Here is a 26,095-nt window from a genome sequence, read left to right as displayed (position 1 = left end):
CACGCGACATCGAGTCCGTCCGCAAGGGATCTCGATGTCGCTCTCGAGAATCCGCGGGGCATTCGCACAACCCGTGACTCCAGGCGGGAAAACGGCCACAGATGAACTCGGATGGACGCAGATAAGGGAGGAAGAGATCCTCAGGGATGCTTGCCCTCCTTCTCTCCCTGGCTCCCATCTGTGTTCATCCGTGTCCATCGGTGGCCTGTCTCGGCTTTTCCTACTCAGCCGACAACCACGTGTCGCTGGGTGCCATGGCCACGCTTGCGTGGCCATGAACCGGCAGGGGACGGTTGCATGACCGTCGCCGATCGCATGGCCACGCAAGCGTGGCCATGGCACCCGACCATAACCGTCAATCTAGAAATAGCTTCCGTCGTGTGCTATCGGTGTCGAGCGAGGACGAAGCTTCGCCGCCCCAGGACCGACCGCCGGATTGCCAGAGAACACCCTCTACCGAACTAGGGGCTCCGGATGTCCCTGGCGCGAGGAGGAAAGCCGGAAACTTGTCCGTCGGCGGTAAGAGTTGATCCTCGAATCCGGATTACAACCGACGTTCCACGCCCCCGCCGTCCCGTTCCAGGCTCACCCGCCAGAGGAATGCGACGTCGCACGCCCGGTCGAAATGCGAAACCGCCGCCAGTCGCGAAGCCAGCGTGAGCAACTCACCACGGCATCCCACGACCGATCAACCTTGTCGGATTAACACGACGAGGTTCTAATTCCCTCATCGATGGGAGGTTAAGGCTTCGCAGCCACACACGCCGGAAAGGATTCCACCATGAGGAGCCACCTCGCGCTGGCCGTCACGTTCGCGCTCCTGCTTCTCGCCGCCAGCCCCGCCGCCGCCAGCCCGATCTCCTACTCCTTCACCGGGACGTTGAACAACCCCTTCAACGGCTCGCGGGAGTTCCGCGGCACGGTCACTTTCAATTCAAAGCCGACGGAATACATCTCGACCGGGAATACCTGGGCCCGAGTCAGTCAGTACGCCGACATGACCCTGAACGCCGGCGGCCATACCATCGAGATGTTGAGCCAGGACCCCAGATCCGCCATGCACAACATGTACGTAGGTGTGTCGCCCACATGGTTGTCGGATCCCACGGGGCCGCGCCAGGACGAGATCATGTTCCTCGGGTCGGTGGCGCTCAATCTCCCGGCCCTGGGGGGGGCGAACTTCGCCATCATGTCGTACACCCCCTCGTCGTCGCAGGACCTTGCCGATCTGAGGACGCTCAATTTCGAGCCTGGCACCTCGACCGCCACCCTGCGCTACGACGCCGACGGCCAGTTCTACAACGGCACCGGGACGATCACCTCCTTCACGCCGATCGCGACGCCCGAGCCGAGTACCTGGCTGGTCGCCCTGATCGCCGGCGGGGCCGCGGCCTTGCGGCTCCGGCGCTCGGCCTGAGAATCAGCCCCCTCCAACGTTGCTGCGTTCAGTGCCCCACGCCGGCCCCGGCCAGGGAGAACTCCCCGCGCGCCAGGGCGGCGGCACGTCGGCTCCAGGCCCAGAGCAGGACGACGCCGGCGATGAACAGGCCCAGGGTCAGGCCGATCCAGAGGCCGAAGACGCCCCGGTCGTCGCGGAAGGCCAGCGACCAGCCCACGGGCAGGCCGACGGCCCAGTAGCAGCAGAGCGTGCAGATCATGGCCGTGCGGGTGTCGCCGGCCCCCCGGAGCGCGCCGGTGGCGACCCCCTGGAGGCCGTCGAAGAGCTGGAAGGCCGCCGCCAGCAGCATCAGCCGCGAGGCCAGCGCGACCACCCGCGCGTCGTCGGTGAACAGCGTCGAGAGCGGGCCGGGGATGATCGCCATGACCAGCCCGGACGTCGCCATGAAGCTCGCGCCCAGGAGCAGGGCCGTCCAGCCGGCGCGCGAGGCCGCCGCCGGCTCGCCCCGGCCGATCGCCTGGCCGACGCGGATCGCGCCGGCGGTCGCCAGGCCCAGGGGGATCATGAACGTCACGCTCGCCACGTCCAGCACGACGTGATGCGCCGCCAGCGACGCGGCGTCGAGCCGCCCCGCCAGCATCGTCGCCAGCGCGAAGACGCCGACCTCCAGCAGGATGTGCGTCGCCGCCGGCAGGCCGATGGAGAACAGCCGGCGGATCGCCGCGAGCCTCGGCGCCAGGCTCGTCCGGATCAGCCCCCGGCCCGTCCGCAGGTCGCGCCCGATCGCATAGACGACCAGGAACGAGGCCATGTAGCAGCGCGAGATCATCGTCGCCCAGCCCGAGCCCGCCACGCCCATCTCCGGCGCGCCGAGATGGCCGTAGATGAGGATCCAGTCCATCAGCGCGTTGACGAGGTTCGCCGAGATCAGGGCGGCCATCACCGGCTTCACCAAGCCCATCCCCTGCAAGTAGCGCCGGAAGGCCGCGTAGGTGAACAGGGCGGGAGTCCCCCACATCGAGGCCCGCAGGAACGGCCGGGCCTGCGCCAGAACCTCGGGATTGAACCCCATCCGGTCCGACACCGAATCGACCCACCACAGGAGGGCCATCGACGCCGGGCAGACGACCAGGCCGAGGTAGAGCCCCTGCACGAGCCAGTCGTGGCACTCGTGGAGGTCGCCGGCCCCGTACGCCTGCGAGACCAGGGCGTCGAGCCCCAGCAAAAGCCCCATCCCGAAGATGGCGACCGCGAAGTAGAGCGCATTCCCCAGGCTGACCGCGCCGATGGCCTCCGCCCCCAGCCGGCCGACGAAGATCGTGTCGACGATCCCCATCGCCATCCAGCCCAGCTCGGCCGAGACCACCGGCCCCGCCAGCCGGAGCATCGGCCCCAGCTCCTCACGAACACCCTGCCGCAACAGGTCCTTCTGGAGACGATCCATGCTTCCGTTCCACAATCGATTCCGGGATTCACCGTCGTACCGACGCCCCACCACCCTGGCAGGTTCGCCCCCGTGTCGGCAAGACGGAACGGATCGGCTTCATCCAGCGATCACAAATTCTGTTCAAATATTCAGTGGACAGGCGTTGACAACCGATCGAATCCAGGCTTCAATCCCTCGAAACTCCCACTCCTTCCGTTCAGGGGATTCGTCATGAGCTACGCGGAAACGCTTCTGCCCGAGTTCGATCAGGAGATGGCCAGCACCCGCAAGGTGCTGGAGCGGATCCCCGACGACAAGCTCGACTGGAAGTCGCACCCGAAGTCGAACACGATCGGCTGGAACGCCAACCACATCGCCGACATCCCTTGCTGGGCGGTCGAGGTCTTGACGAAGACGGTCTTCGACATCGCCCCGATCGACGGCGAACCGCACAAGTCTCCCGAGTTCAAGACGACCCGGGAGATCGTGGAGTGCTTCGACCGAAACGTGGCCGCCGCCCGCGAGGCGATCGCCCAGGCCAAGGACGAGGACATGGGCGTGACCTGGACGCTCGCCCAGGGCGGGAAGGAGTTCTTCAGCATGCCCCGCGCCACAATGATGCGCGTCTACATCATGAACCACCTGATCCACCACCGCGCCCACGTCTGCGCCTACCTCCGCCTCAACGACATCCCCGTCCCAGGCATGTACGGCCCATCCGGCGACGAGTGAGCGAGGGCTCGGACGACGGCGGGAGTACCTTCCCAAGGGGCAAGCTCGCTATCTCATGAGACCCAGCCCCTCTCCATGCGGACATTTTTCAACCCAAAACAGCGTTGAAAAATGTCCGCCGGCGGACTAGCATTCGTCTGGGACGGGCAGGTTGAACATGTCCAAGGTCGACTGCTTCGAGATCGACGGCTTGCAGTGCTGGTTCTACTCGAACGACCACGACCCGCCGCATTTCCATGTCAAGCGACGCGGGGAGTGGGAGATGAGGGTTTACTTCGCCGAAGGCGAGGCCCGTATGTTCGAATTGAAGTGGGGAAACAGGCCAGGGACCAGATTGCTGCGACGGCTCGCGGAGTTGGTCGCCGCCCACAGAATTCAATTGCAGGCGGAGTGGGAAGCGAAGGTGAATCGATGAGCGCCAGGACCAAAGAGCGACGAATTGCGGGATTCTATACGACCTCGCCCGAAATCCTGGACGCCTACCGCAAAGCAGCGAGGAAGCACGGGACGCTGCGCCGATTCACTACGGCCGACTCCTGGCCCATCGCATCCCCATCGGACGAGTTGAAGGCCCGACAGGTCCAAGGCTATCTCCTGTCGCACGTCAACGACGAGATCGTCTTGCCCGGTCCAGAGATCAAATCGCGGCTCTCAGGGATGCCTCGTCTCCTACTTACTGAGCCCTCCACACCGCCCGATCGACTGGGCCGTTGGGTTCAGGAGCTTGGGATGACGACCAAGACCCGGTACTACATTCGGGAGGTGAACGACCTGAAATCCCCGCAGTTGATCGAACTCCTCGAACGCATCGGCCTGGCTGAATCTCGGGGTGTAATCGTGGACGCCTACCTCGACGGCCGCACGCTCGTCGTCGTCGGCCCGAGGCTGCGGAAGCTGGAGGTTCCGATCTCCTCGGTTTCCGCTCTGCGTGATCAGGCCTTCGAGACGCTCCGCAACTTTGAGGTGGACCCGGACGGCTCGTTCCTCTACTGGCCGGATCTGGACGTCCATCTGGGGTGGGACCAGTTCCTTCAGGTCGTCGACACGGCCGAATTGCACAAGGCGCAGAGGCGGAACGCGGATTTCAACAAGCGATACGGAGCCGCGATCCGCCGCGTTCGCGAAGCCGCGAGCCTCGCGCAATCGGACATCGACGGACTCACTGCCCGCCACTTGCGTCGCATCGAGACCGGTGCCGCCCCCGCAACGGCCAAGGCCCTCGCCGCGCTGGCGAAGGCCCACGGGTTCGATCCGAACGCCTACATGGAGACGTTGGCCCGGGAGATGCCGCAGCAGACGGGTTGAACTTCACTCCTTGGTCACAGCCTCATCCAGGTTCAGGATCACGCGGGCGACGGCCGTCCAGGAGGCGAGGTCGGGGAGGTCGACGCCGGTGGGGGCGGCGAGGGCCGGCGTGGGCGGGGTTGCGTTCGACGCGCCGGTCATCTTGGCAGCGTCGAGGCGTCCTTCGCGGAAGCGGCCGAGTTGCTCGGCCTGGTAGGCCAGCACGCGCGAGCGCTCTTCGTCGCGAGGGAGCCGGCCCAGGACGAGGAGGTACGCGCGGTCGAGCCGGGCCTCGGGCGAGGGCGAGGGGGCCTCGCGGACGATCCGCCGCGCCAGGGCCTGAGCGGCCTCGACGAAGACGACGTCGTTGAGCATGGTGAGGGCCTGGAGCGGGGTGTTGGACCGCTCCCTCCGCGTGCAGGCGACGTCCGGGCTGGGGGCGTCCATGGTCATGAACGCGGCGAACGGGGCCGTCCGTTTCAGGTACGTGTAGAGGCCGCGGCGGTAGCGGTCGGCGCCGACGCTGGGCTTCCAAGCCTCCGAGCCGTAGGCCAGCGAGGTCGCGCCGTCGGGCTGGGGCGGCTTCACGCTCCGGCCGCCGATGCGGTCGTCGAGCAGGCCGGCGGCGTCCAGCGCGATGTCGCGGATCGTCTCGGCGCCGACGCGGAAGCGAGGCCCGCGCGCCAGCAGGTCGTTCTTCGGGTCGCGGGCGATCATCTCGGGCGTGGCCAGGCTCGACTGCCGATACGTCGCGCTGGTGACGATCAGCCGGTGCATGTCCTTCATGCTCCAGCCCCGGCGGGGGAACTCCGTCGCCAGCCAGTCGAGCAGCTCCGGATGCGAGGGCTTGCTCCCCTGGAGGCCGAAGTCCTCGGGCGTGGTGACCAGGCCGCGGCCGAAGTAGGTCTGCCAGAACTGGTTCATCACCACGCGGCCGACCAGTGGATTCCCCGGCGCGACCAGCCAGCGGGCGAACGTCAGCCGGTTCGCCGGCGCGCCCTGGGGGAGCGGGTGGAGCACGGCCGGCACGCCGGGCTCGACGGGGTCCGTCGGCTTGAGGAACTCGCCCCGCTTGTGGATGCGGGTCGTCCTCGCGTGGGCGGGGTCGCGCTCCTGCATCACCATCGTCGTCGCGAACTTCGGCTCCGTCGCCCGCAGGGCGGCGATCGGCTTGCGGGCCTCGGCCGTCTCGGGGGCGATCGACAGATAATACTTCGTGAGCGCTTTCACCTGTTCGGGCGATCGCTTCGCGGCGTCGAGCGTCAGGGTCTCCTCGACCTCCGCCGGCAGGCCGCTGGCGACGACCGGCCGGGGGCCGGGGGCGACGGAGAGGCGGAACCGGCCGATGGTCGTCTGGTGGATGAACTCCTGGTGGAGCGTGACGTGCAGCTCGGTCGGGCCGTCGATCTCCTCGGCCAGCTCGAAGACCGCCGCGTGCGCCCGGCCGACGCCGCCGTTGACGCTCCAGCCGGTGTCGGTCACGCCGTCGATCGCCTTCGCCGCTTCATAACCCTTGGCGGCGAAGTCCTGGGTGACCTGGGCGAACTTCAGCTTCCGGGGCGCCTCGGTCGAGCCCTCGGGACGAGCCGTCGCCACGACCTCGGTCAGCAGGAAGTCGCCGACGCGGAACAGGGGAGCGCGGCCGGGGCCGCCTTCGGGGAGGCTGGGGTCGGGGAGGACTTCCAGCCGGATCGCCGACGCCTTGCCGTCCACCTTCAGGTCCACGTCGTACACGTCGTTGTTCGGCTTGTCGCCCGTCGCCAGGACGGAACCGTCGGGCAGGACGGTCATCGTGGCGTGCTTCTTGGAGACGACCTTCTCCGGCGGGACGATCGTCCAGGATGCGGGGTGGATCGTCTTCTCCCAGGCGGCCAGCTTCGCATGGAGCGAGTCCGGGCCCTCGGCGGGATACCGGGAGGCGAGAGCGTCCTCCATCTCGCGGGCCTTCGTCTCGACGGCCTCGCGACGGGCGGCGATGTCCGGGTTGGGGACGTCGACCTCGGGCTCGTCGGCGTTGTTGAGGAAGGCGAAGAGCTGGTAATACTCGCGCTGGGTGATCGGGTCGTACTTATGGGTGTGGCACTGGGCGCACTGGATCGTGAGGCCGAGCCAGGTGGCCCCGGTGGTGGCGATCCGGTCGACGACGGCGGCGAACCGGAACTCCTCGACGTCGATGCCCCCTTCCTCGTTGATCATCGTGTTGCGATGAAATCCCGTGGCCGTGATCTGGTCGGGCGTCGGGTTCGGAAGAAGGTCGCCGGCGATCTGCTCGACGGTGAAGCGGTCGAAGGGCATGTCGGCGTTGATGGCGCGGACGACCCAGTCGCGATAGGGCCAGATGGAGCGTTCGCGGTCCTTCTCATAGCCGTTGGTGTCGGCGAATCGGGCGCGGTCGAGCCAGTGGCGGCCCCATTGCTCGCCGTGTCGGGGCGAATCCAGCAGGCGGTCGATCAGGCGCTCATAGGCGTCGGAGCGGGTGTCGGCGAGGAAAGCGTCGACTTCCGCGGGGGTTGGCGGCAGACCGACGAGATCCAGGCTAACTCGGCGGATCAGGGTGCGGCGGTCGGCCTCGGGCGAGGGCTTCAGCCCTTCCTTCTCCAGCCGGGCCAGGACGAAGCGGTCGATCGGGTTCCGGGCCCAGTCGGCGAGCTTGACGTCGGGGACGCGCGGGGACTTCGGGGGGATGAACGACCAGTGGTCGGGGGCCGCGGCCTTCACCGGACCGCCGCCGGCCCACTTCGCCCCCTGGTCGATCCAGGCGCGGAGGACGCCGACCTCCTCGGCGGTCAGCGGATCGCCGACGCCTTCCGGGGGCATGGCCGAGTCTTCCTCGACCCGCGCCACGGCCAGGATCAAAGGGCTCTCGGCCGACTTGCTGGGGACGATCACCGGCCCGCCGTCGCCGCCGGTCATCGCCTTGGCCTGCTCGTGCAGAGCGAGCCCTGCCTTCTGCTTCTTGGGGCCGTGGCAGGAGTAGCACCGGTTCTCCAGGAGCGGGGCGACGTCGCGGCCGAAATCGACCGTCCGCGAAGCCGGCGCCGGCAGCTTGACGGGATCGTCGCCGCGCGTCGCTGTCGTCACGGCCAGAGCCAAGATCCACGCACATCCGAATTTGAGACCGAAGCATCGGCTCACGGCGTCTCTCCCCTGACCTGACTCTCGCCCGACTGGATACCTGTCATCCTACGCGAAAGAGCCTCCGGAAGTCATGCCCGACCTGTTCCCCAGACCGTTCTCCCCAGAACACAAAAGGCGATCCGACACGGATGGCGCACGCCACACATCGCGAGTTGGGATAACCCGTGAGGATGGAAACGTCGGCGGCTTCGATTGGGTTGGTTCGCCCCGCGAAACCGGACCCAATCGAACGCGTAAACCGAATTGCCAAAGAACGTTACGCTGCAGTCGACGCGCCAACCAGGCGGCTTCGTTCGATCGCTTTACTCTCGTCTCGCCGCCTTGTCCGCCGTATCCGCCGCGCCCGATCTCCACTGTTCTCTAGGGATATCATGGTCCCTGGAGCCGCACGCTCGACGACCATTCCGACCCAGCCGGCGTGGTTTCCGGGTTCTCCCCCGCACCAACCGGCGCATCTCCTCGATCCGTCAGACAGCCGAGCTCGACCGCAGGGGCCAATCGCAGTCCTCGCTCAAGCCCGGGGCCGTTCAAACTCGCCTGAGGTTCGCGATGATTTGCGCCTGGGCCTCCTGCATTCGTGCCAACTGTTCCTGGATCTTCTGCATTGTCGCGGCCATCTGCTGCTGCAACTCCGCCATTTCCTTGTCGAAGGATTGCGCCTGGTTCGCCTGGCGCTCGCGAGCCTCGGCGAGCAGAACCTTTTGTTCCGCCAGGTGGGCGTCGCTGATGGCAAGCAAAGCACTGTGTCCCAGCTGGCCGATCCCCCCGAGAATCTGAGCCAGGCTCCCGGTCTGGCCCGTCACTCCAACCGTCCGACCCTCGGGCGTCAGCTTGCCGGCCTCCCCGAGGGCTGAAATCTTGGCCTGGCTTGAGCCCACGGAGACCGCCCCGCTGGCGATCGACACGGCTCCCTGGGAGATCCCCGTCGCGAACGCGACGTTTGCGGCTTCCCGGATCTTGGCGGCTTCCGCCTGTATCGCCTCGTGCTGAGCTTCCCGCGTCAGCTCGCGCGATTCGCGGACCGTCGCTCTTTGCTGCTCCCCGATTTGCTGGAACACCTTCATGATGTCGAAGACATTCCCGAAGAAGCCGCTGCTCGGGCATATTCGAGGCTCGATGTCCTCAACGCTCAGGGTGAAACGGGACGTACGACGGTTCGACATGGGTGGCATGGCTCCTGCGGACGTCACACAGTCATGCGGATATTCCCGTGACCGCCTGACGCCTCTGTTGGAGAATAGGCCACGGACGCGGGGCTGGCCGGGCGAAAGGTCAGGCCCGCTCGGCTTTGAGGTGGGTCATTCCTCTGGCGATCGGAATTCACACGTGATGCAACCGCTTCGGTATTCCATCAACGTCACCCTGGACGGGTGCTGCGATCATCGGACGATCGGACCCGACGAGGAATTGCATCGTCACGCGGTCGAGAACCTCGAGAGGGCCGACGCCCTCCTCTTCGGCCGGGTGATCTACCAGATGATGGAGGCGGCGTTTCGGCCGCAGCCGGGTGTGGAGGCGGAAGCGAGACCCGACTGGATGGCCCCCTTCGCCCGGACGATCGACGCGGCGAAGAAGTACGTGGTGACGAGCACCCTGGACCGGGTCGATTGGAACGCGGAAATCGTCCGCGGAGACCTGGAAAAGGCCGTTCAGCAGCTCAAGCAACAGCCAGGCAGGGGACTGTTCGTGGGAGGCGTGCAGCTCCCGATGGCGTTGGCGGAGATGGACCTGATCGATGAGTACGAGTTCGTCGTGCACCCCATAATCGTGGGCCACGGGCCGACCCTGTTCGCGGGCCTGGCGAAGTACGTCGACCTGAAACTCGTGGACCGGCTGGAACTCGGTTCAGGAGCCGTGGCCATGCGATACGAGCCGAGAAGGCAGCCATCGGCCTGTTAGCCCGAGTTGTCGTCTGACAGCAGTCCATTCTCATATCGGCGCGAATCACCTCGGCCACAAAGCGAGATACTGAACTTAAACATTCTTGTGCGACCCGATCAAACCTTTCCTTTCGCCGTTCGGCTCAAGCCCGAGGCCCGGATCGGGCGATAGACCAAGAAGGATGAAAAGGCGACCTCTTCGCGGTCGGCGGGGGACGGCGTATGGTGACCGTAGAAGACCTCAACGCCGAGATCGACAAGAGGACGGAGCAACTCGAGCACCTGCTCGTGGACCCTAGGCACGATCTCAAACACATAGCGGACCGGCTGCTCGACTTCGCCAAGGAATTCTCGCTCGACCGCAAGCACGCACACAGGGCCATCTTCTTCTCGCGCGCTGCGAAGGAGCTGCAGCAGGAGCATCGGCAAGATAGCATCACCCGGAATGATTATGAGGTGCGATGGAAGAACCTGTTCATGGGCATCCTCGGACTTCGCGACGAGATCCGCGATGAGTTCAGGCCCGAGGCTTTCCTGCCTCAAGAGCCGATCGGATCGTCGTCGGCAGCGAAGCCCGTCTTCCGGGGCGTCGGCCTGACCAAGACTTATCGCGGTTTCCGGCTCGCCGGGATCGACCTTGAGTTGAACACGCGGGAGATAACCGGCCTGCTCGGCGTCAACGGGAGCGGCAAGACGACTCTCTTGCGGATCGTCGCTGGCGAGCTCGCCGTGGACAAGGGGGTGATCGCGTACCCGGCCCTCGACTCCGGAGGGTTGGACTGGTCGGCGATCCGGGATCAAATCGCCTATATCCCCCAGTATCCTCCGCGCTGGTACGGCAAATTGGCGGACAACCTCCACCTGACCGCATCGGAGCATGGCCTCAAGGGCGAGACCAACCAGATCCAGGTGAATTTGGTCCTGGAACGGCTGGGACTCCGGCGCTACGCGGATTATCGCTGGGACGAGATCTCCGGGGGGTTCCGGATTCGCTTCGAGCTGGCTCGGGCGCTGGTCCGAAGGCCACGACTGCTGATACTCGACGAACCGCTGGCCCACTTGGACATCGTGTCGATGCAAGGGTTCCTACGCGACCTGCGTGCGTTCGCCTCGTCGGAAACGGTACCGCTTGCGGTCCTGATCAGCTCGCAGCACGTCGACGAGGTCGAGCCGATCGTCGACCGCCTTCTCTTCTTCCGCGACGGCCAGGCCGTGTTCGCTGGCCGGGCCGACGATCTGGCCGGCAAGCGCAACCGCTTCGAGCTGATCCCCGCCAACCCGGCCGTGGAACTCCTCTCCGATCCCCCCGACTCGATCGTCCTCAACGTCGAGCGGCTCGCGGGGAGCCTCGTCATCCAGACGCCGTCGAAGGTCGAAGGCAAGGACCTGCTCCGCTGGCTGCTGGACAATGGGGTCGCGATCCGCGCCTTCCGGGACCTGACCCGCTCGACTCGGAGATTCTTAACGACCGAGGAGGATACCCTGTGATGAGTCGCCTCCTAAGTACCTGGCACCGAATAGATGCTCACTTGCTCAAAAATCATCCCGAACTATGGTTGATGCGGGTCCACTATCTCGCGGCCTTCAGCCTAATCGTCCTGCTCCTGAGCCTCCTGGGCGTAACCGCCTACCCGGTCGGCCCGTCGGCTGTTCTCGACACCGACCGCGCCCTACAGACCTTCTTCGTAGTCGCCTCCCCGATGGCCGTCGGTTGGATCTACCTCCAGGTCCGCGTCTTCAACCGCCTCCCCTGGTACCGCCGCGCCTGCGATTGGCGCATCCTCCCGGCCTACTTCGCTTGCCTGACGGCTCTGTTACTGCCTCCCATGGTGATCAGCAACCTCCTGGAGTGTAAGATTACCCGCGCGGTCAACAGGGATACATTCCTGGAGGACTCGAATATAATCAACGCGGCAGCTAATAATTCGAATAGAATGGCTTGGATGAATCTAGCTATACATGACGAAGTCGACTACAATAATGGTTATTTGAAGCAGAATTCTACACTTGCTTCGCCCGAGGAGGCTCAGAGTCGGATCGTCGCCGCAGCGGAAAAGCACCTAGACAGGGTCGAGCGCGATCATACCCCTGCCGGCGTCTCGAAACCGGGCCAACGAGACGCGGGTTTGCTCCTTCTGTTTTTCCTCAAGAAATACTCGACCGGGCCGTATCCGAACTCGGATAAAGTTTTCACCACACCGTTGCTCGACTACCGACGTGTCGGCAAGCCGGAACAGGCAAGCAGGAATCTGGAACTACTCACGAAGTACTTTAATCTCCATAAATACAAATACCCGACTCGTAGCGCCGACTACTGGGTAGCGTTCGTCTTCGCCGTGACCTGCCTGGCCCAGGCGTTGTATATTCTGCGCGCGGTGCCGACGCGGCCCCGCTCCTATTTCGTCGCCGTCGTGGGAGGCCTGGTCCTGCTGAAGCAACTGTTCGCCAGCGGCTGGTTCGGGAACAAGGAACTGAGCCTGGCCGGGGATGTGAACCCCGGCCTGATCTCGCGTGACTTGGCGTTCCTGGCAGGGTCTCAGACGCCGGTGGACAGCCCGATCTACCTCTTCGCCTTCGCGGCTACGGTTCCGTTCGTCATCCTGGCAACGCGGGTCCGGCGCTCGGGGCCAGCCATCGACACCGCGATGGGACTGTTTGGCGGCGCGATCCCGCTCTTGCCGCTCTGGGGCCTGAAGCTGGCCACGGGGCTGGGTCTGGTCGCCGCCGATCGGCTCTCAGTAGAATGCCAGGACGAGCGGTATCTCTACATCCTCGGCGAAGTGGTGGGGGTCGTCCTGACTTTCGCGTTCGCGCCGATGCTGACTCGGCTCTACACGAGACTGCACGCGTTGCCCAGGTGATGAGGGTCGGTCAATGAGCCTGATCGATGGGCGGGACTTTTTCGATTCGCTGCGCGATCTCGTGGAAGAGGGACGGCTCGACGTGGCCTTGGACCAGTTGAAGAGCTGGATCAAGTCGGTGCCGGATCGTCGTCTGCTTCATGAATGCATCCTCCATATTTCCTCCCTGAACGACATCCGGCAGAAGGAGCGGCAGGGGCTGATCTCCGGCGATGACGCCTCGGTCAGCCGCGCTCGGCTCAAAGATCGAGTCTTGGAGTTCATCGACGTGGTCGATTCGCGGGCGACGGTGCGGCCGTTCCCGATCGAGCCTATCTCGGCCCCAGTGCCGGACGCAGGCGGCCTGGAGAAGATCCTAGGCGCCGTCAGCCACCTCAAGAGCATCGCCTGGCTGCAACGGGGGTTACAGGCGTCGAAGGCTGTAGGACGGGTCGTGACCCCGCATGGGATGGGCAGCGGGTTCCTGCTCGCGGGGAACATCATGGTGACCAATCACCACGTCATCCCCGATGCCCGGACCGCCGCCGAGAGCCGGATCGAGTTCAATTTCGAGGAAGACTTCGGTGGGCGGCTCCAGGCCCTCGCACCCTATCGGCTCAGGCCGGAGACCACCCGAGTGAACGAGGAACTAGACTGGTGCATCGTTGAGGTCGTAGACGACCCGGCGCGACCCCTCGGCGATTGGGGGCAACTGGAGTGGGCGACGACGCCGCCGAAGGTGGGCGACCACGTCACGATCGTCCAGCACCCGGCGGGCGGCCCGAAGCAGGTTGCCTTGACTGCCAATCAGGTAGTGAACATCTTCGACCACCGACTCCAATACACGACCGACACCCTGCCAGGTTCGAGCGGCTCGCCCGTCTTCAACGACGCCTGGAAGGTGGTCGCCCTCCACCACGCCGGTGGTAACCTGGTGGCCAATGCGCTTGGGACGAAGTTGTTCGTGAACGAGGGGATCCTAGCTTCGTTCATCGGTAGATAGAAGGCCGGGCGTCATCGGTGCCGCCACGGACGACCTGATCTGGAAGATCGGGCCGGCAGCCGAGCTGGGCGGGCACCGCCCACCTTTCCTCAAGCCCATGTCCGCCAAGGGATTCGGACATGAGCAATGCCCACCCTACTCGACTTTCCCAACACCGATTTTCCCCTGTTCGATCATTCAGACCGCATTCCGCCTCGAGGTCATTCGCCCCTGAACAGGAGCGGGGCGAACTGGGCGAGGTAGGCGCGCCAGTTGGCCCAGGTGTGGCCGCCGTCGGAATCGACGGACGTCACGTCGAACTTGTGGTTGCGGAGCATGGCGGCGGTCGCCTCGGAGGTCTTCACCAGGAAATCCTCCTTGCCGCAGCCGAACCAGACCAGGCGCAGGCCCTGCTTAAGCCCAGCGTCGTCCAGGGTCGCGCGGTGGTCGTCCTCCCATCGGGTGTTGGGCTCGCCGCCGTCACGGCCGCCGACGATGCCGAAGACGCCCGAGCTGAACACGCCGATGTAGCCGTAGTCGCCCAGGTTCGTGACCGTCACGTTGAGCGTCTGACCGCCCCCCATCGACAGCCCGGCGATCGCGCGGTTGCCCCGGCCTTCGGCGGTGCGGTAGGTCTTCTCCACGTACGGGCGAATGTCCTTGGCGAACTCGTCGATGAACTCGTCGACCCGGCGCTCGGGAGAGCCCGCCTGCGGCCGGGGGCGCATGGGCCCGGTATGGCCCGCGGGCATCACCACGATCATGGGCTTCGCCTTGCCCTCGGCGATCAGGTTGTCCAGGATGAAGCCGGCCCGGCCGACCGTGGTCCATGAGTCGTCGCTGTCGGACGCGCCGTGGAGCAGGTAGAACACGGGGTAAGAAGCGTTCCCCTTCTCGTACCCCGGCGGCGTGTAGACGTGCATCCGACGCATCCGCTTGAGCGTCGAAGATGGATAGAAGACCTCGGCCACCGCGCCGTGAGGGACCTCCTTCGCGTCCGATGAGTCGGAGCCGGGGACGTAGGCGAGGCTCCAGGTCGTCGCGTTGGACTCGCTCGTCGCGGGGTTGCGGGGGTCGTCCACGGCCAGTCCGTCGACGAGGAACTTGTAGCGATAGGCACCGGGGGGGACCGGGCCGACGGTCGCCTCCCAGACGCCGGCGTCGGACTTCGTCATGTTCACGCCCCCGCCCACGCCGGGCATGTCGCCGCCGGTGAGCCGGACCGCTTCGGCCTTCGGAGCGTGCACGCGGAACGTCACCTTCTTCTCCGACGTGACCTCGGGCGAGACGAACTCCGGAGGCCGAGCCGGACGCTCCTGGGACCGTGCCGCAGGATGCCACGCCAGTGTCGCCGCGACGAAGAGCAAGGCCGAGAGGACCCACTTTCTCATCACGAAGCTCCTCAACGTTCCAGGAAGGGGGATGGCGGGACGAAGCCGGCCCACCCGAGCCAGATCCTAGCCGTGCGGCCGGCCATCGGGAAGTGGCCGTCAGGAAGGCCCTCGGTGGCAGTTCGGTCTTCCGAATAAGGCCCTCGGTGCTCCTGACGGTGGAATCGCTGGGCTGGCGGAGCGTTGGTGGGTTTGGCGCCAGCGCCGTGATCGTTATTTCCCGACGTTCGCGCCGTATTTCCGGCGAACCGCTCAAACCGTTTCAACCCCGAAATTCAGCCTGGACGAATCGGGGAATCCGTGGAGAATGCCGACCGCCGGAATCGATCTCGTTCTGAGAACGAACCGGCTCGCTCGGCGGCGAGAGGGTAGAGCAGGGATGCTCATAAGCCCGGTCCGCCGGTCCACTTCGCCCCCGGTTCGTCACGAACATCAGGGCGGTCGCTCGGACGAGCAAGGAGGTTCGCCGTGACGCCGATTCCCTCGGGACGGCCGCATTTCGCCGCCCAGTCAGGCCAGGCTGCCGCCAGGACGTGGCGGCTGGACGCGCCTGAATCCCTCGACGGCCCGTCAGGCCCGCCGCCGGTCCTCTCCGTGATCGCGCCGGCCAAGAACGAGGCCGCGAGCCTCCCCCGGCTTGCGGCCGAGGTCGCCGCCGCGCTCCGGCCGCTCTGCGCCGACGGCGAGCCCCGCGGCACGCGGCTGGGAGGCTTCGAGATCCTCGTGATCGACGACGGATCGACCGACGACACGCCGGCCGTCCTCCGCGGGCTGGAGGTCGACTTCCCGGAGCTTCGGCCGATCCGCCTGCGAGCCAACGTCGGCCAATCCGCCGCCACCGCCGCCGGCTTTCGCGCCGCGAGGGGCGAGTGGATCGCCACCCTCGACGCCGACCTGCAAAACGACCCGGCCGACCTGGCGACCCTCTGGCGGGCGATCCCCGGCCACGACGCCGCCCTGGGCTGGCGTCGCGAGCGTCAGGATAAATGGAGCCGCCGGATCGTCAGTCGATGGGCCAACCGGGTCCGCAACGCGGCGCTCGGGCAGGACGTCCGCGACACCGGCTGTTCGACCCGCATCTTCCGCCGCGACCTGGCCCTGCGGCTGCCGATGTTCCGGGGATCGCACCGGTTCCTGGGTCCGCTCCTGCTCCGCGAAGGGGCCCGGATCGTTCAGGTCCCCGTGAACCATCGCGCCCGGCCGCACGGGGCGTCGCACTACAACTTCCGCAACCGATCGTTCGGCGTGGTCGTCGACCTGCTGGGCGTCGCCTGGCTGATGCGGCGCTCGGTCCGTTACGACGCCTTCGAGCCCCGAGGCGTCGACCCGAACGTCGCGTCGGGCGAATCGGCGGTCGCGGCCGTCCCCTCCCGGCAGGTCGCCGGCCGGAGGGCCGGCTGAGGTCATGTCCCTGTCATCTACGCACTTCTGGCTGGTCGTCGGCTTCGTGGGGCAGGGGGTCTTCACCGCGCGGTTCCTCGTGCAGTGGCTGGCGTCCGAGCGCGAGGGCGCCGTGGTGGTCCCCGCCGCCTTCTGGTGGTTGAGCATCATCGGGGCGGTCGCGCTTCTCTTCTACGCAATCTCCCGCGGCGATCCGGTCTTCGCCGTGGGCCAGTCGATGGGCGTTTTCATCTACATACGAAACCTGATGATCGGGTCGAGGGGCCGCAACGCCCCGAAGCGGGCCGCCGTCCCGCCGCCCCACCTCCGCGTCGACGCAGCCGAGCCCGAGCCGGCCGTCTCGCGGGGCTGACCAGCGTCCGACCCGATCCTGGGGAGTGTCCGTCGATGTTCGCGTTCCTGAGAAACGATCGAGAAATAGGCCGGCGACGTTCTTCGTCCCTGCGCCCTGGTTCGCCCGAGGCGCTGGAAACCCGGCTGGCCCTCTCGACGGCCTCGGCGCTGCTGGCCCAGGTGAGCCCCACCCTCGCGCCCGCTGAAACCTCCTCGTGGACCGCCGAGGACCCGGCCACCATGAGGAGCGCCGAGACATCTTCGTCCTCGTCCTCGTCCTCGTCCGCAAGCGCAACCGATTCCGCGACGACGTTGAAGGCCGAGGCGGCCTCGGCGACGGCCGCCCTGCGCGCGGCGATCTCCTCGGTCACGACCCAGGCGTCAACGACCGCATCCGAAATCGCCGCGGCGATCCCGGCCGTCGCGACGGCCACGGCGTCCGCGACGGCCTCGGCGACGAGCCAGCCGGCCAAGCAGGTTGTGGCGGCCTCGGCGGTCGAGATGCAATCGGCCACAACCACGGACTCGAAGTCGGTCACAATCCACTACAAGGCCACGGAGCCCGCCGCCGGCCTGACGTTCGGCGTCTACCGATCGGCCGACCCCACCTTCGACGCGTCCGACCAACTCGTCACGACCTATACGGCGCCCGACTCGGCCAAGACGGTCGGCGAGCACGACCTGACGATCCCCGTCGACGACGGCCTGACGATCGACCCGGCCAGGCCCTACGTGCTGGTCGTCTCGAATCCGGAATATACCGCCGGCGCGACCACCGACCCGACGCGCACGGCCGAGTTCCGCAAGTTCACCATCGGCGTGGTCTCGCACGGCGGCATCATCAACCAGAGCTGGACCTACGGCGCGCCTTGGCAGCTCCAGATCGGCAAACTGATGGAGCAGGGGGGCTACGACGCCGTCATCCCGTTCAACTGGATCGACGAAAGCAACCAGCCGGGGCACGCCGCGCCCCAGGGCTTCAAGCTGGCCAACCAGATCGAGAAGATCCTCGATCAGCTTCCCGCCGACACGGTGGTCGACCTCCACATGGTCGGCCACAGCCAGGGGACCGTGGTCAACATGGTCGCGCTCCAGCAGCTTGAAAAGGACGCCCCGGCGCAGCTCAAGGGGGGCTGGATCAAGGACACGATGCTGGACCCCCACGCGGCCAACAACTACGTCCCCGGCCAGATGAGCACCGCCAGCAACCCGGTCGGCGTCCTGGCGCGGATGATCGTGAACAACTACCAGGCTCGGGCCAAGGACCCGACCGTGACCGTCCCGGCCGACGTCGACGAGGCCGAGGTCTTCTACCAGCACACCAAGATTCAGGACGTGACCAAGATCACAGCCAGCGGCTACAACCTCTGGGGACAGGTTCCAATCCCCAACCAGAGCGATTCGCCGATCCACTACTACAACCTGACGGCGACCAACGCCACCCACAGCGGCGTGACGGGCGTGGCCCTCTGGTATCGGAACTTCATCGCGACGACGCTCGCCGATCAGACGCCGCTGGTCTACGACCTGGCGACGGAAGGGAACCTGACCAACGGGACCCCTTCGACCTACACGCCGACCACCGCCAGCGGCCAGCGGCAGCTTGAGAACTTCGGCCCGGACATGGTCGTTCAGGGAGACTCGCCGACGTTCTCCGGAACGGCCGCCCCCAACGCCAAGGTCCGCGTCTACATCGGCCCGACGTCCGACCTGACCAGGATCAACGTCTACGACGTCGTCACAGCCGACGCCACCGGCCACTGGAGCGTCTCCACCGACCAGGCCCTCGCCAACGGCCGCTACCGAGCCGTCGCCATGGCCTACTCCCCCGACCACCACACCCGCCCGGCCTACGCCATCGTCTCCATGACCCCGATGGGCCGCTTCTGGATCGGCGGCGACCCGCGGACGTGATCGACGGGATCGGACCACGACTCACGGCGTGGCCGGAACGGCTCCGACGGGCGCGGCGGCTTTCGGCTTGCGAGCCCGTTCGCGACGCCAGGCGTAATAAGCCTCAAGCGCCTCCAACTGGGGCACGTTCGGGACGCCTCGGGCGGATGGGGTCGCGTCGAAGGTCATGAGCTTGGCGTCGGCCGCGTCAAAGGCGGGCCACCGAGGAAGACCGGGGCGGTTGGGGTCTCCAGTCCTGGCGAACTGGACCCAGTAGTCGCTCATCAGATCGGACGCGGCCTCGTCCTCGGGACGGGTCTTGCGCAGGAGGCCGCCCAGGATGTTCAGGCGACGGAAGACGAAGGGGATCTCCGCCGCGTGCGAGGCCCCGTCGGCACCCGGGGCGTGCAGGTCGAAGTAGTAGACGAACGCCTTGCCGTCCCCCTTCTCGGATTGGAGCCGGGCCCAGGTCCAGGTGTGCCAGCCGAAGGCGGCGTCGCGGAACAGAGCCTTGGCCGATCGGAAAGCCTCATCGGCGTTGGCGTGGGGATAGGCGGACAGGATGCGGTCGGCGTGCTCGCCGTAGCCGGCTCGGACGACCGCCGCGAAGCCCTCGGGGGTCGTCGCCGGTCCGTTGGGCTGGACGAACATCGCCCCTTCGTCGGAGTTCCAGCCGACCAGGACGGGCGTGTCGTTGAACTTGCCCGCGCGGTACAGCTCGTACTGGTCGCCGGGGAGGACGTCGCCGTCGAAGTTCGGCCACCACCAGCGCTGGAGTTTCAGGAGATCGGCCGCCGGCAAGGCCCGCGCGGCGGCGAGGTCGGCGACCTCCAGGTCTTCGAGGTAGCGGACGCCCTCGGACTCGGCCAGCCGCAGCGGACGGCCGTTCTGGCCTCCCTCGTTCGCCGACTTGGGGGGGCCGAACGAGCCGCCGCTCTGCGAGATCGCCCGGTGAAACAGCCCTCGGGCCTTCGGCGAGGCCGCCAGCATGCTGACCGAGATCCCCCCGGCCGATTCGCCGAAGATCGTCACGTTCTTGGGGTCGCCGCCGAAGGCCTCGATGTTGTCGCGGACCCACTCCAGCCCGGCGACCTGATCGCGGAGCCCGTAGTTGCCTGAGACGCCGCCGGCCTCCTTGCTCAGATCCGGATGCGCCAGGAACCCCAGCGGCCCCACGCGATAGGCGACCGAGACGACCACGACCCCCTTCTCGGCCAGCCGCGCGCCCTCGTAGGCCGGCGTGCTCGTGGCCCCCATCATGAACGCCCCGCCGTAGATCCAGACCATCACCGGCAGCCTGTCGCCGGAGTCCTTCGCAGGCGTCCACACGTTCAAGTACAAGCAATCTTCGCTGAGATTGGAGGCCCCGGTGATCAGGGCGACGCCCCGGTTCTGGACCGGCGCCGGCGCGAACGCCCTGGCCGATCGAACGCCTTCCCACGGCTTCGCCGGCTGAGGAGGCTTCCAGCGCAGGTCGCCCAGGGGAGGCTCGGCGAACGGGATCCCCAGGAACGCCCGAACGCCGTTCGGCCGCGTCGTCCCCTCGACGGTCCCCAGCTTCGTCTGCACCCGATCGTCCGCCGCGGCCGCTCCGATGAATCCGATGATCGCCAACGCCGAGCCGATCCTCGCCACTCGACTTCGCATGGGCCCCTCCCGTCGTCCTCCGTCCCCGATCGACGCACTCCGGAAGTTACCACGCGGCGGACGCCGCCGCCACGACCACGCGAGAGTGCGCGCCGCCCAACCATCGCCATTGTATGCACTTACCAGCCAGGAACGGGCAGCATGACTGATGAGCAGGGAGCGACCATGACGAATCGCTTACCACTTACATCTGGATTCTTAACTTTTTCGTTTTCCCGGGCCGACAAAGCGAATCGCGCGCCAATCGCCGCGATCCATGGCTCTCGCGAAATCCATGGGATTCATGCATCTTTTTCCTTGCACACCTGGACCAGAGGATTTATTAAAGAACATCACATCTGCCACTTCCTCACCTCACTTCACCAGCAGGGTCGTGCCATGTTGCGTAACCGTCGTCGCGCCTTCACGCTCATCGAGTTGTTGGTGGTGATCGCGATCATCGCCGTGCTCATCGCCTTGTTGCTCCCCGCGGTTCAGGCGGCGCGCGAGGCCGCCCGCAGGGCCCAGTGCGTCAACAACCTCAAGCAGATCGGCCTGGCCTGCCACAATTACGAGGACGTCAACGGGGTGTTCCCGACGCAGATCGGCGGCGTCCCGAACTGGTTCGGCAACTCCGACTATCGGACGAGCTGGATGGTTCAGATCCTGCCGCAGATCGAGCAGATGCAGGCCTTCAACGCGTACAACTTCGCCGCCGACCGGGCCGCCTACTCGTTCAACAACACGACGGTGATGGCCCTGCAGATCTCCTCGTACATCTGCCCCAGCTACGATGGACCGGCCGTGCAACAGGGCCAGTCCGACTGGAACGGCTACGCCGGCACGATCGGGGCCGAGATGAAGCTGTGGTGGATCGGCGGCACCTGCTACAAGGGGAACCTGGGCGACAACATGACGAGCGCCTACCCCGGCGCGGCGGCCACGCTGGGCGACCTCGTCAACGGCCAGCCGACGGCCCGAGGCATGTTCTGGCGGGCCCAGATGGCCGTCACCATCGCGGGCGTCGTCGACGGTACAAGCAACACGATGCTCGCCGGAGAAGCCCTCCCCAACACCTGCAACTGGAACGCCTGGTCCGAGAGCAACTCGTCGGTGGCCGTCACCAGCATCCCGATGAACCAGAAGGCGAACCTCGATCGCGCGAACTGGGCCTACTGCTTCGGTTTCCGAAGCAAGCACCCCGGCGGCATCAACGTGGGCTTCGCCGACGGCTCCGTCCGATTCCTCAAAGAGTCGATCGCGCCTCCCGTCTACTGGGCGCTCTCCACGAGGGCGGCCGGCGAGGTCGTCAGCTCCGACGCTTACTGACCCGGGACGCCGATCCTCACGAGGACCACCACGATGAAAGCGAAATGGCGCAGGCCCGTCGCGTTCGCCATCGCATGCTCTCTCGGCCTCGCGGCGGGGCCGGGCTGCGGCGGGACCGACGTCGAACATCCCGAGACGACCCCCGTCACGGGCACCGTCTCTTACAAGGGCAAGCCGCTGGACTCCGGGACGATCAGCTTCGTCTCCGACGGCGGTCACACGGCGTCGGGCGCCATCAAATCCGACGGCACCTTCGGCCTGAGCACCTTCGGAGAGGGCGACGGAGCCGTGCTCGGCCACCACCGGGTGCGAGTCGTCGCCAACAACCAGCCGGTCGACGTGATGCCGGGCTCCTCTCCCGGCTACAAGCCGACCAAGGACCTCGTCCCCAAGAAGTACAGCGACGCCGCGACCTCAGGCGTGGAGGCGACCGTCGCCAAGGGGCAGACGCCGATCGAAATCAACCTGAAGTGACCGCCCCGCGGCCGTCGACGCTGCATCGCCTTCCCCCTCGGTCCATCGGACGGCCGTCTCGCAAGGGGCGGTCGTCTGATTCACTTTGGGAGCCTGCTTCTCTGTGATCGGAGACCGCATCGCGACCCGACCGCCGGTCCGTCCCCACGATCCAGGACGACGACTTCGGGCGGGGCATGGACTCCTCGCCGCCTCGGCGTTACTCTCCCTTAGGTGCCCGGCCAACGGCGAGGGTGCCCGACGGCGACGCGGCTCGATCCGCATGCAGGACCCGCAGCGATGCCAGACTGGCTGTTCGACCATCACGTCGGGACGATCATGCTCCTGATGATGGTGGTGTTCGTTGGGGGAACCTGGCTGGGAGCGATTCTGATCCGGCCGCTCCTGCGGCTCCTCGCTCTCAAGCAGCCGGAGTGGAACGGGCTCGTCAGTGCGGCGCTTTCGTGCTTCGGCGTCTTCTACGGGTTGCTTCTCGGACTTCTCGCCGTGGCCGCCTATCAGAACCGTTCCGACGTCGGCGACAGCGTCGCCGGCGAGGCCCTCACATGGGCGGGGCTCCTCGATGAATTCGAGGACGTCTATCCGGTCGAGCTCGCCTCCAACATCAAGAGCGACCTTCAGGAGTACCTCCGGGTCACCATCGAAGAGGACTGGCCCGAACAGCAGGCGGGCCGCATCCCCACGGCCGGATCCAACGCTCTTCGCAAGCTCTTGAAGCGGCTCCGCACCTTCACGCCGACGAACGAGCGTGAGACGATCCTGCACGAGAAGGTCCTGGACCTTCTGGAGGTCGCCAGGAGCTTCCGCCGCACGCGGCTCTACAGCGTGACGATCGGGCTGCCGGGCGTGCTGTGGTACGTGGTGATCATCGGCGCCGCGATCAACATCCTGTTCATCTACCTGTTCGACCTTCGATTCATGAACGTCCTTTTGCTCGGGGGGATCCTCGCCTTCTTCATCGCCACGGTGATCGGCCTGATCGTCGTGCTCGACCGTCCCCTGCGCGGGCCGCAAGCCCTCTCGGCGGATCCCTTCCGGCTCGTCTCCGACGTGATGTCGTCCAGGCCGATCGGCGAGGGCGCAAACCCGTAGCGGTCGGACCGTCGACCCTTCGACCGCCTTGACGCGGCTCACTCCCCTTTCTCGGTCCAGAAGGCGTTCGTTTCGTAGGGGACGGCCACCCGTTCCGCGTTGGGGAACTCTTCCGCGATCAAGGCTCGCACCTCGTCTTCGACCTTCGCCCGCTCCTTGGAGGGGAGGGCGGCGATGTAGCTGGTCGACCGCACGCGATCCAGGACGACGACCTCGGGAGGCCCGGTATGGCCGTGGGGGAAGCGGTCCTCATGCAGGGGGCCGAATCCCCGCGCCGGGAAGGCCCTGCGCCACGCGCCGGTCCGATACTGAGGTGCGCCTCCCTCGTGGCGTTCGACGATCCGATCGAGTTTCGCCACCCAGTCGACGCGGGAGTCCTTGACGTTCCAGACCAGCCCGAGCCGTCCCCCCGGCTTGAGGACGCGGCGAATCTCCGCCAGCGCCTCCGGCGTCGCGAACCAGTGGAACGACTGGGCGCAGACGACGGCGTCGGCCGATTCGTCGCCGAGCGGGATCGAGGTCGCCGACCCGCTGCGAGCCTCAACTTGCGGCCACGCGGCGGTCAACTTCGCGAGCATGGGCGCGACCGGCTCGACGGCGACCACCTTCGCGCCCGTCTCCAGCAGGCGCGGGGTGAATTTCCCCGTCCCCGCCCCCAGCTCCACGACGGTCGCCTCCGGACCGAGCCTCAGCCGATCCCGGAGCCAGCCGACGACCTCCGCCGGGTAATCCGGCCGCCCTCGCATGTAAGCCTCCGCCCCCTGGGCGAAGCCCTCGGCGGCCGCGCGATGGATCGGGTCTTCCTTCGACATCGGCGTGCTCCTTCCTGGCCAACCCTCCCCAACGATCGATCGCGTCGTCATGATCGATCTTACTCCCGGCCGACGCTCGCGCCGACGAGGACGTCAGGGGAAGCGTCGCCCGCGGGCGCGGCTTCCTCCCTGGATTGACGCCCATCGCCTTTCTGATTGGGGAATCGGAGATGCCCGCGAGGTCAGACGGGTCGAAACCGAGGGACGGACGGCCGACGCGAGAGGAAGTCGCGGCGGCGTACGGCAAGACGTTGCCCGACCTGATCGCGCCGGACCTGGACATCCTGTTCTGCGGGATCAATCCCAGCCTTTACTCCGCGGCGGTCGGCCACCACTTCGCCCGTCCGGGCAACCGCTTCTGGCCGACCCTGCACGCGGCCGGCTTCACCGACCGGCTCCTGCATCCCTCCGAACAGCGCCAGTTGCTCGGCCTCGGCCTGGGGATCACGAACCTCGTGGCCCGGGCGACCGCCGCGGCCGACGAGCTAACCACCGAGGAACTCGTCGCAGGGGGCGAGATTCTGGAGGCGAAGATCCGGCGATACCATCCGGCCTTCGTCGCGGTGCTGGGGGTGACGGCCTATCGATCGGCGTTCGGTCGCCGACATGCAACCCTCGGGCGACAGCCGGACGCACTCGCCGGCGCACGGCTCTGGGTGCTGCCCAACCCCAGCGGGCTCAACGCCCACTATCAACTCCCGGACCTGGCTCATGCCTTCGGCCGACTCAAGCGCGCGGTCGAATCCCCGGACGAGCCAGGGCCCGTACCGCGCGAGTGACGATCCAGCCGGACTCGTGGTTGACGCACCCCTCCCGGACGCGCGCGGATCAAGGCCTCGATGACGGCCCCACCGGCTGTCCCTCGACGCCTTGTTCCCCCCGGGTGCGCTCAAGCCGTCTGCCGGATCGTCGCGAACGGCGCCAGCAGTCGGCGACGAGCAAACCGGCGACAGCCAGCGTCGACCTCAGGGATGCCGAGGGACGAGACGACCGTTCTTCCAATCCAGGGTGAACGAATCGTAGCGATCTTCGGGATGGCTCCACGCCTCTTGCGGGCGCGGAACCGTGTAGTATTCCGCGGAGAGGTTCTGGGCGTCGACCATCACCTTGAGGAAACCAAAGCGGTCGTCGAAATAATCCTCGAGCGTGAGATGCTCCTCGGGTACGACGAGCGGTACTTGCAGCGATCCGCCGTCGGAGGCTTTCTGCATCCTGTGAAGGTTGTGGTAACCGCCCGCGCCAGCCACGATGTACGGGACGTCACGCCCGGCCACCCGCCTGGTGAACCGCTGATAGTTGTGGACGTGGCCCGTAAAGACAGCGTCGGCATGCCTGCCCGAGGCGGCGAAGGCGTCGTCGAGGATCTGGCGCATCTTCTCGCTGCCGCTGTGGAACGCGTCGAACGAAAAGACCGGATGATGCACGGCCACGATGAGCGCCTTGTCGGTGGGGGCGGCCTTCAACTCGTCGACGAACCAATCGATCTGATCTTTGTGGATCTCGCCGCCTTCCGGCACGTTGCTGTAGAGGCCGATCAGCGTCAGAAATGGAGCCTCAAGGGTGAAATAGCAGTTCGGCTGGGTCATCGCATGGCGGACGGTGTCCTGGTTATCAGGCGTGATCACCGGCGATGGGCTGCAAAAGTTCCTCATGAACGCAGCGAGCGAGGGCTCCCGCGTCTCATCGAGCGCGAAACCGTCGTGGTTGCCCGGGATGGCGAGAATCGGCGCGTCGTAGAATTCGTAAGGGTGATAGAACTGGGAGAAATACTGGCCGGCCTCGCCGTTGAAGTAGACCACGTCCCCCAGATGATAGAAGAAGGTCGGCGTCTGCGACGCGGCGTCCCCCTGAAGCTGAGCCTCCAGCTTGCTCGCCACGATCGTCTGCGGGACCGGATCCTTGACGCCGCCCGTATCCCCGACCATGTGGAAGACGAGACGCCCGGACCTCGTGATGGCGTCCGTCTTCGTCGTGCCGATGGCGTCGGCCAAGTCCATCCGGTAGGGCGGGGCCCCCGTGGGTGCAGGCAGCTTGAAAAAGCGTTCGTTGCCGCCTGCGTGGGC

General features: G+C 66.4%; 23 protein-coding genes. 15 read left to right on the top strand and 8 right to left on the bottom strand.

What is annotated here, in order from left to right; all coding sequences use genetic code 11:
• Positions 1 to 544: 544 nt before the first annotated feature.
• Positions 545 to 682, bottom strand: coding sequence for a hypothetical protein (locus G5C50_RS22445; RefSeq protein ID WP_165073166.1), 138 nt, complete (start codon positions 680 to 682; stop codon positions 545 to 547).
• A gap of 99 nt (positions 683 to 781) precedes the next feature.
• Here G5C50_RS22445 and G5C50_RS22440 point away from each other — a divergent pair, with 99 nt between their 5' ends.
• Positions 782 to 1,417, top strand: a complete 636-nt coding sequence (locus tag G5C50_RS22440) for a PEP-CTERM sorting domain-containing protein (protein WP_165073164.1) — start codon at positions 782 to 784, stop codon at positions 1,415 to 1,417.
• Between the two features lie 28 nt (positions 1,418 to 1,445).
• Here G5C50_RS22440 and G5C50_RS22435 read toward each other — a convergent pair whose 3' ends face one another.
• Complete coding sequence (locus tag G5C50_RS22435) at positions 1,446 to 2,843, bottom strand: MATE family efflux transporter (RefSeq protein ID WP_165073162.1); 1,398 nt, start codon at positions 2,841 to 2,843, stop codon at positions 1,446 to 1,448.
• A 213-nt stretch (positions 2,844 to 3,056) separates the two neighbouring features.
• On the opposite strand from G5C50_RS22435, the gene G5C50_RS22430 reads away from it, so the two are divergent.
• From G5C50_RS22430 to G5C50_RS22420, 3 genes are all read left to right on the top strand, one after another.
• Positions 3,057 to 3,557 (top strand): DinB family protein, encoded by a 501-nt coding sequence (locus tag G5C50_RS22430; protein ID WP_165073160.1) that lies wholly within the window; start codon positions 3,057 to 3,059, stop codon positions 3,555 to 3,557.
• Positions 3,558 to 3,714: 157 nt separating this feature from the next.
• Positions 3,715 to 3,972: a DUF4160 domain-containing protein gene (locus tag G5C50_RS22425; RefSeq protein ID WP_165073158.1), complete on the top strand. Its 258-nt coding sequence runs from the start codon at positions 3,715 to 3,717 to the stop codon at positions 3,970 to 3,972.
• Positions 3,969 to 4,862, top strand: coding sequence for a DUF2442 domain-containing protein (locus tag G5C50_RS22420; protein WP_165073156.1), 894 nt, complete (start codon positions 3,969 to 3,971; stop codon positions 4,860 to 4,862). The genes G5C50_RS22425 and G5C50_RS22420 overlap by 4 nt, the downstream gene beginning before the upstream one ends.
• A 3-nt stretch (positions 4,863 to 4,865) precedes the next feature.
• Here the strand turns inward: G5C50_RS22420 and G5C50_RS22415 are convergent, their stop codons facing one another.
• Complete coding sequence (locus G5C50_RS22415) at positions 4,866 to 7,922, bottom strand: PSD1 and planctomycete cytochrome C domain-containing protein (RefSeq protein WP_240907316.1); 3,057 nt, start codon at positions 7,920 to 7,922, stop codon at positions 4,866 to 4,868.
• A gap of 584 nt (positions 7,923 to 8,506) precedes the next feature.
• Positions 8,507 to 9,151, bottom strand: a complete 645-nt coding sequence (locus G5C50_RS22410) for a hypothetical protein (protein ID WP_206107804.1) — start codon at positions 9,149 to 9,151, stop codon at positions 8,507 to 8,509.
• Positions 9,152 to 9,308: 157 nt separating this feature from the next.
• On the opposite strand from G5C50_RS22410, the gene G5C50_RS22405 reads away from it, so the two are divergent.
• The 4 genes from G5C50_RS22405 to G5C50_RS22390 all read left to right on the top strand — a co-directional run bounded on the left by G5C50_RS22405 (position 9,309) and on the right by G5C50_RS22390 (position 13,702).
• Positions 9,309 to 9,878 carry a dihydrofolate reductase family protein gene (locus G5C50_RS22405; protein ID WP_165073149.1) on the top strand — a complete coding sequence of 190 codons (570 nt, stop codon included), beginning with the start codon at positions 9,309 to 9,311 and terminating at the stop codon, positions 9,876 to 9,878.
• A gap of 203 nt (positions 9,879 to 10,081) precedes the next feature.
• Positions 10,082 to 11,347 (top strand): ATP-binding cassette domain-containing protein, encoded by a 1,266-nt coding sequence (locus G5C50_RS22400; RefSeq protein ID WP_165073147.1) that lies wholly within the window; start codon positions 10,082 to 10,084, stop codon positions 11,345 to 11,347.
• 71 nt (positions 11,348 to 11,418) lie between these two features.
• Positions 11,419 to 12,720, top strand: coding sequence for a hypothetical protein (locus G5C50_RS22395; protein WP_165073146.1), 1,302 nt, complete (start codon positions 11,419 to 11,421; stop codon positions 12,718 to 12,720).
• Positions 12,721 to 12,733: 13 nt separating this feature from the next.
• A complete protein-coding gene (locus G5C50_RS22390) occupies positions 12,734 to 13,702 on the top strand; it encodes a trypsin-like peptidase domain-containing protein (RefSeq protein ID WP_165073144.1) in 969 nt (322 codons plus the stop codon).
• Positions 13,703 to 13,902: 200 nt separating this feature from the next.
• Here the strand turns inward: G5C50_RS22390 and G5C50_RS22385 are convergent, their stop codons facing one another.
• A complete protein-coding gene (locus tag G5C50_RS22385; protein WP_165073142.1) occupies positions 13,903 to 15,072 on the bottom strand; it encodes an esterase in 1,170 nt (389 codons plus the stop codon).
• 468 nt (positions 15,073 to 15,540) lie between these two features.
• Here G5C50_RS22385 and G5C50_RS22380 point away from each other — a divergent pair, with 468 nt between their 5' ends.
• The 3 genes from G5C50_RS22380 to G5C50_RS22370 are packed head-to-tail and all read left to right on the top strand — an operon-like array spanning position 15,541 to position 18,720.
• Positions 15,541 to 16,473 (top strand): glycosyltransferase, encoded by a 933-nt coding sequence (locus tag G5C50_RS22380; protein ID WP_240907315.1) that lies wholly within the window; start codon positions 15,541 to 15,543, stop codon positions 16,471 to 16,473.
• A 4-nt stretch (positions 16,474 to 16,477) separates the two neighbouring features.
• A complete protein-coding gene (locus G5C50_RS22375) occupies positions 16,478 to 16,825 on the top strand; it encodes a lipid-A-disaccharide synthase N-terminal domain-containing protein (RefSeq protein ID WP_165073140.1) in 348 nt (115 codons plus the stop codon).
• Between the two features lie 35 nt (positions 16,826 to 16,860).
• Positions 16,861 to 18,720 (top strand): Ig-like domain-containing protein, encoded by a 1,860-nt coding sequence (locus tag G5C50_RS22370; RefSeq protein WP_165073138.1) that lies wholly within the window; start codon positions 16,861 to 16,863, stop codon positions 18,718 to 18,720.
• Positions 18,721 to 18,741: 21 nt separating this feature from the next.
• Here the strand turns inward: G5C50_RS22370 and G5C50_RS22365 are convergent, their stop codons facing one another.
• Positions 18,742 to 20,346 (bottom strand): carboxylesterase/lipase family protein, encoded by a 1,605-nt coding sequence (locus tag G5C50_RS22365; RefSeq protein WP_165073136.1) that lies wholly within the window; start codon positions 20,344 to 20,346, stop codon positions 18,742 to 18,744.
• Positions 20,347 to 20,724: 378 nt separating this feature from the next.
• Here G5C50_RS22365 and G5C50_RS22360 point away from each other — a divergent pair, with 378 nt between their 5' ends.
• The 3 genes from G5C50_RS22360 to G5C50_RS22350 all read left to right on the top strand — a co-directional run bounded on the left by G5C50_RS22360 (position 20,725) and on the right by G5C50_RS22350 (position 23,220).
• Complete coding sequence (locus G5C50_RS22360; RefSeq protein WP_165073135.1) at positions 20,725 to 21,654, top strand: DUF1559 family PulG-like putative transporter; 930 nt, start codon at positions 20,725 to 20,727, stop codon at positions 21,652 to 21,654.
• A 33-nt stretch (positions 21,655 to 21,687) separates the two neighbouring features.
• Positions 21,688 to 22,128, top strand: coding sequence for a hypothetical protein (locus G5C50_RS22355; protein WP_165073133.1), 441 nt, complete (start codon positions 21,688 to 21,690; stop codon positions 22,126 to 22,128).
• A gap of 279 nt (positions 22,129 to 22,407) precedes the next feature.
• On the top strand, positions 22,408 to 23,220 hold the full coding sequence (locus G5C50_RS22350; protein WP_165073131.1) for a bestrophin-like domain: 813 nt from the start codon (positions 22,408 to 22,410) through the stop codon (positions 23,218 to 23,220).
• A 38-nt stretch (positions 23,221 to 23,258) separates the two neighbouring features.
• On the opposite strand, the gene G5C50_RS22345 is transcribed toward G5C50_RS22350, so the two are convergent.
• On the bottom strand, positions 23,259 to 24,032 hold the full coding sequence (locus tag G5C50_RS22345) for a class I SAM-dependent methyltransferase (protein WP_165073129.1): 774 nt from the start codon (positions 24,030 to 24,032) through the stop codon (positions 23,259 to 23,261).
• A gap of 170 nt (positions 24,033 to 24,202) precedes the next feature.
• On the opposite strand from G5C50_RS22345, the gene mug reads away from it, so the two are divergent.
• A complete protein-coding gene (gene mug / locus G5C50_RS22340; protein WP_165073128.1) occupies positions 24,203 to 24,811 on the top strand; it encodes a G/U mismatch-specific DNA glycosylase in 609 nt (202 codons plus the stop codon).
• Between the two features lie 186 nt (positions 24,812 to 24,997).
• On the opposite strand, the gene G5C50_RS22335 is transcribed toward mug, so the two are convergent.
• Complete coding sequence (locus G5C50_RS22335; protein WP_165073126.1) at positions 24,998 to 26,023, bottom strand: metallophosphoesterase family protein; 1,026 nt, start codon at positions 26,021 to 26,023, stop codon at positions 24,998 to 25,000.
• Between the last annotated feature and the right edge of the window lie 72 nt (positions 26,024 to 26,095).

This window comes from Paludisphaera rhizosphaerae (genome assembly GCF_011065895.1).
Classification (GTDB): domain Bacteria; phylum Planctomycetota; class Planctomycetia; order Isosphaerales; family Isosphaeraceae; genus Paludisphaera; species Paludisphaera rhizosphaerae.
The sequence above is the reverse complement of the archived record's forward strand: the minus strand, read 5'-3'. Positions and strand labels throughout refer to the sequence as shown.